The organism is Streptomyces sp. NPDC054863 (genome assembly GCF_053610825.1).
The window spans coordinates 1-4,745 of sequence record NZ_JBSGZD010000435.1; the positions used below are offsets into that span (position 1 = coordinate 1).

The following is a 4,745-nucleotide window of genomic DNA, read 5'->3' on the forward strand; positions in this document are numbered from 1 at the left end:
GACGCGTCCCGTCCGGGCCCGGGCGGGACGCGTCCGGGCAGGGGGGCGGGGCCGGCTCAGACGATGACGCGGGGGTGGTCGAGGGAGTAGCCCTTGAAGTTCTGCCGCAGGTTGCGGCTGACGGTCAGCTTCTTGAGCCAGCGGTCGGTGCCGTCGTAGCGGGCGGTGAAGGGCCTGCGGCCGTGCACCGCCCGGTAGTTGTCGACGATCAGCAGCGAGCCGGGGCCCACTGCGATGTCCTGCTGGACGCGCTGCAGCTCGGCCATCAGCCTGTCGAGCGCGGCCTCGGCCTCGGTGTCGCCCGGCGTGACGTTCATGAAGGGCCGGTCGATGCGCAGGTAGGGGTTGAGCCGGTCGCCGGAGAGCACCGCGGCCGGCTCCGGCCGGTCACGCATGGCGCGCAGCCTGGGCAGCGCGGGGTGGTCGGGGGCGTTCGTCTCCAGCTGCCGGATGTGCTCGGTGTCCGGCAGGATGTGGAAGCGGTCCTCCGCCAGGACCGTACGGTCGCGGTCGTCGAGCCGGACGTCGGCCACCGACGCCACGATGGTGGGCACCCGGTCGGGATTGCGCAGTCCGAACAGCAGCAGGTAGTCGCAGCGGTTGGGGTGGAAGCCGTCCTCGGTGTGGAACTCCAGGAGGGTCTCGCTGCCGTGCCCGCTCTGGCGCGCCTCGTCGCCGCGGATGGGCAGTACGTTCTGGATGATGCGGCCCTGCTGGAGGGTCACCCAGCCGAACGGGTCGCCCAGCGCCAGCCCGCACAGCGCCAGCCACATCTCCTGGGACCGGGCGCTCTCGTCGTCGATGGCCTCGCGCCAGTGCCCCGGCGTGGGGACGAGCCGCCCGTCGTCCACCGGGAAGCCGTGCAGCAGGCAGGCGGCCGACCCCGCGCCGCGGCGGTACGCCGTCAGGAAGGAGCGCAGCCGGGCGGGCAGCAGTTCCTCGGCGAGCTGCGCCCGGTCGTAGAAGTCAGGCAGTGCGGGATCGCCGCAGGACTCTTCGAGTTGACGCGCGGCGGCCTGCAGCTCGGCCGCCTCGCCGGCTTCGAGGTGGAACTCCGGAGGAGTGTCGAGCGAGGTGTCGGCCCCGGCCCGGCGGGACGCGGCAGCGGGCGGAAGTGTGAGTGTCATGGCGGTGTCCTGCCTGGTCGGGACCGCAAGGGTCGTCGTTGTTCGGTCCTGTGCGGCCCGCGCCTGTGGCCGGGCCGCCTGCTGGTGCGCGCCGAACCGGCCGAGCAGGGTCCCGGCGGGGTGTGGTCCAGCGGTCGTACGCAAGGAAATCGGTGCGAGTGACGTAGGGGATCGGTGGTGGTGCCGACGGTCCTGGCGGGGCGGCCTACGCCGGGTCCCGCCAGTCCTCGCCGAACTCGGCGAGCTCGTCCTGGTCCAGCGTGATCAGCGGCTCCTCGGAGGCGTCGGCCTCCTGGACCGGGGCGAGTTCCTTCACCGCGGTGGCGAGCGCGGCCACCGTCTTGTGCGTGAACACGTCCCGGGGCGTCATGTCCAGGCCCTCCGCGCGGGCCAGGGTGACGAGCCTGATGGAGATGATCGAGTCGCCGCCCAGGTCGAAGAAGCTGTCGTCGATGCCGATCCTGCGGGCCCCGAGGGCCTTCACGAACAGCTCGCACAGCTGCTCCTCGCGGGGGGTGCGCGGCGCCCTGCTGTCCGCCGCCGCGGCGAAGTCCGGCTCGGGCAGTGCGTCCCGGTCGAGCTTGCCGCTCGGGGTGACCGGCAGCCGGTCCAGGGTGACCACGACCGCGGGCACCATGTACTCGGGCAGTGCGGCGGCGACCCTGCCGCGCAGCCCCACCGGGTCCGGCTGCGCGCCGGCCGCGGGAGCGACGTACGCCACGAGTCGGCGCACGCCGGGGCTGTCCTCGCGGACGACCACGGCCGCCTGCGCGACCGCGGGGTCCTCGGCCAGTACGGACTCGATCTCACCGGGCTCGATGCGGTAACCCCGCACCTTGACCTGCCGGTCGATCCGGCCCAGGTACTCCAGGGTGCCGTCCGCCCTGCGGCGGGCCAGGTCTCCCGAGCGGTACATCCGCGATCCCGCGGGTCCGTACGGGTCGGCCACGAAACGCTCGGCGGTGAGTCCGGGCCGGCGCAGGTAGCCGCGGGCCAGGCCTTCGCCCGCCAGGTAGAGCTCGCCGGGCGCGCCCACCGGGACCGGCCGCAGGGCACCGTCCAGCAGGTACACCCCGGCGCCCACGACCGGTTCGCCCAGGGGCGGCCCGGTGCGGCCCGCCAGCGGGCGGCTCATCGTGGCCATGACGGTCGCCTCGGTGGGACCGTACGCGTTGACCATGCGGCGCCCGGCCGACCAGCGCTCGACGAGGTCGGGCGGGCAGGGTTCGCCGCCCACCACGAGGGTGACGCCGTCGGGCAGCGCGCCCTCGGACAGGACGGCCAGCGAGGACGGCGGCAGCAGCAGTGTCGTCACGCCGTGCCGGGCCACCGTCGCCGCGAGCGCGGGCCCGGGCAGGAGTTCGTCGGCCGGTGCGGTGACGACGGCCGCACCGGTGAGCAGGGCCGTGGCGAGCTCCCACACCGAGGCGTCGAAGCTCGGCGAGGCGAACTGCAGCACCCGTTCGTCCGGGCGCAGGGCGAGCCCCTCGCGCTGCTGGGCGACCAGGGCGGCGATGCCGCTGTGGGGCACCAGGACGCCCTTGGGCCGGCCGGTGGAGCCGGACGTGTAGATGAGGTACGCCGTGCTGTCGAGGCGCAGCGGCGCCGTCCGGCCGCCGTCGGTCAGGTCGGCCTCGGCAGGACCGGCGGGCCCCGCGGTCGCACCGGGGCTCTCGGCATCCCATTCGTGCTCCAGGCACAGGGTCGCTCCCGCGCCGGCCTCGGCCATCGGGCCCGTTCCCCCGACGGTGGTCAGCACGAGGTCCGGCCGGGCGTCGGCGACGATGTAGCGCAGCCGCTCCGGCGGATAGCCGAGGTCCAGCGGCAGGTATGCGGCCCCGCTCTTGAGGACCGCCAGCACGGCGAGGACGGACCTGGCCGACTTCGGCATCGCCACGGCGACGACGCTCTCCGGGCCGATGCCGCGGGCCACCAGGGCGCGGGCGAGCCGGTTGGCCCGCGCGTTGAGTTCGCCGTAGGTGACCGCGAGCGGACCGTCGAGCACGGCGACGGCGTCCGGCCGCTCCCGGACCCTCTCCTCGAAGAGCGCGGGGAAGGTCGAGCGCTCCGGCAGCGCGGCGGCGGAGGTCGCGGTGCTCAGCAGTTCGGTGCGTTCGCGCGCGGTGACCAGTTCGATCCGGCCGACGGGGATCGCCGGGTGGTCGACGAAGGTGTCGAGGACCGTGCGGACCCGGTCGAGCAGCGCCGCGGCCTCCTCGGCGGTGAACAGGTCGCTCCGGTAGGTCAGTTCGAGGCTGAGGTTCCCGCCCGGCACCACGACCAGGCTGAACGGGTAGTGGGACGCGCCGGGCGCGGGCGCGTCGTCGACGGATATCCGCAGGCCGGGCACCTGCTCCTGGACGGCGTCCCGGTCCACGGGGGTGTTCTCGAAGCCCACGACGGTGTCGAAGAGTTCGCCGATCCCGGCGCCGCGCTGCACCTCGGCGAGCCCGAAGTGGTGGTACGGGCGCAGTCCGGCCTGGGCGGCCTGGAGGTCGGCCAGTGCCTCGCCCAGGGGTCGCGCCGGGTCGAGAACCACCCGTACGGCAATGGTGTTCATCAGCAGGCCGACGGTCTCCTCGGCGCCCGCGAGCTCCGGCGGGCGCCCGGCGACGGTCGCGCCGAAGACGACGTCGTCGCGGCCCAGGAGGTGACCGAGCGCCATGGCCCAGGCGCCCTGCACCAGGGTGTTGAGGGTCAGGCCCCCGGCGCGTACGGCAGCGGTGAGCCGCTCGGTGGCCGCCGGATCGAGGGCGGTCGAGACCAGCTCGGGCAGGGTGCCGGCGGCGGGTTCGGCGCCGGGGGCGACCAGGGTCGGCTCGTCGAGCCCGGCCAGGGCCTCGTGCCACGCCTCGGCGGCCCGCTCGTCGTCCTGGGCACCGAGCCAGCGCAGGAAGCCGGCGAACGGCGCCGGCGGCCGGCCCCGGTCGCTGCCGCCGTGGGCGTACAGCGCGAAGAGGTCGCGGAAGACCAGGGGCAGCGACCAGCCGTCCAGCAGCATGTGATGGTGCGTCACCAGCAGCAGGTGTTCCTCGGCCGCCAGCCGGATCAGTGCCACCCGCAGCAGTGGCGAGCGCGCCAGGTCGAAGCGCCGCGTCCGGTCCTCGGCGAGCAGTTCGGCGAGTCTGGTGCGCTGCTCCTGTGCGTCCAGCTCCGTGAGGTCGATCTCGCGCCAGGGCGCGCGGACGTCCTCGTGCACGACCTGGACGGAGCGCCCCGAAGCGAGCGAGACGAACGAGGCGCGCAGTGCGGGGTGGCGGGCGAGCAGGGCGTCGCACGCCGTGCGCAGGACGGCGGGCGACAGCGGCCCGGAGAGCCGCAACGGCCGCTGGGTGACGTAGACGTCGATGGCGTCCGACGACATCAGGGCGTGGAAGTGCATGCCCTGCTGGAGCGGGGTCAGGGGCAGTACGTCCGCCACCCGGTAGCCGCTCGCGTCGAGTTCGGCCCGCTCGGCGTCGTCGAGGGTGATCAGCGGACCCGCGGGTACGTCGGGACCGTTGTGCGTCTCGGACTCCGTCACGTCCTGGGCGACGGTGGCGAGGCGGGCGATGGTCTTGTGGACGAACACGTCCTTCGCGGTCAGCGACAACCCCGCCCGATGCGCCCGCGCCGCCA

General features: G+C 74.3%; 2 protein-coding genes. Both read right to left on the reverse strand.

All coding sequences use genetic code 11. The features are described 5' to 3' along the window. Positions 1 to 56: 56 nt before the first annotated feature. Positions 57 to 1,127 carry a guanitoxin biosynthesis L-enduracididine beta-hydroxylase GntD gene (gene gntD, locus ACWGIG_RS37085; protein ID WP_453326122.1) on the reverse strand — a complete coding sequence of 357 codons (1,071 nt, stop codon included), beginning with the start codon at positions 1,125 to 1,127 and terminating at the stop codon, positions 57 to 59. A 205-nt stretch (positions 1,128 to 1,332) separates the two neighbouring features. Next, positions 1,333 to 4,745, reverse strand: a 3,413-nt coding sequence (locus tag ACWGIG_RS37090) for a non-ribosomal peptide synthetase (protein WP_453326123.1), incomplete at its 5' end; no start/stop codon positions are given.

Excerpts from the sequence above, each read along its gene's own strand:
- gntD (WP_453326122.1), bottom strand. The coding sequence starts at position 1,127 with ATGACACTCACACTTCCGCCCGCTGCCGCGTCCCGCCGGGCCGGGGCC.